Annotated in this window: 1 protein-coding gene; it reads left to right on the forward strand. The window is 65.0% G+C overall.

Features of this window, described 5'->3' with window-relative positions:
* Positions 1-12 precede the first annotated feature (12 nt).
* A protein-coding gene (locus K4G64_RS39400; RefSeq protein ID WP_221760640.1) for an IS5 family transposase occupies positions 13-779 on the forward strand; the annotation gives its coding sequence in 2 pieces (ribosomal slippage) (positions 13-355 and positions 355-779; 768 coding nt annotated over the 2 pieces). This gene is flagged as partial in the annotation.

Genomic DNA, 779 nt, shown 5'->3' on the forward strand with positions numbered 1-779 from the left:
GTTGAGTGGAGTATGGGGAGTGGGCGGTGGGGTTGGATCATTCCGGATGGCCTGTGGGAGTTGGCGAGGCCGTTGCTGCCGTCGGCGCGGGTGCGTCCTCAGGGCGGCGGGGTCGCGAACATCGATGATGAGGCGGTGTTCGCCGCGATCATCTATGTGCTGGTCAGCGGCTGCGCCTGGAGGGCGCTGCCACCGTGCTTCGGTGCATCGAAATCGACCGTCCATCGCCGGTTCCTGATCTGGTCCAGAGCCGGGGTATGGGGCCGGCTGCACCAGAAGGTTCTCCAGCTCCTGGACGAGAAGGGTCTGGTGGACTTGTCCCGGGCGGTCCTCGACTCGGCTCACGTCCGCGCTAAAAAGGGGGCGAACTTGCAGGTCCGAGCCCTGTGGACCGGGGTAAGCCCGGTTCCAAGATGCACGTCCTGTCCGACGCGGACGGACTGCCCCTGCGCGTCGGACTCTCCGCGGCCAACACCCACGACAGTCTCGCCCTGAAGCCGATGCTGTCCCATTTCCACATGGGACACGAATTCCATGCGGCAGATTCCAAGCCCGTGCGTCTTCATGCCGACAAGGCCTACGACATCCCTCACCTGCGGCGATGGCTCTGGGGCAAGCGCATCGGCGTCCGCATCGCCCGCAAGGGCATCGACTCGAGTGAACGACTCGGTCGCCGCCGATGGGTCATCGAACGCACCATGTCCTGGCTGACCGGCTACCGCCGCCTCAACCACCGCTACGAACGAAAACCTGGCAACTACCTGGCCTTTCTCGGACTG

This window comes from Streptomyces sp. WAC04114, from assembly GCF_019733245.1.
Taxonomy (GTDB): Bacteria; Actinomycetota; Actinomycetes; order Streptomycetales; family Streptomycetaceae; genus Streptomyces; species Streptomyces massasporeus_A.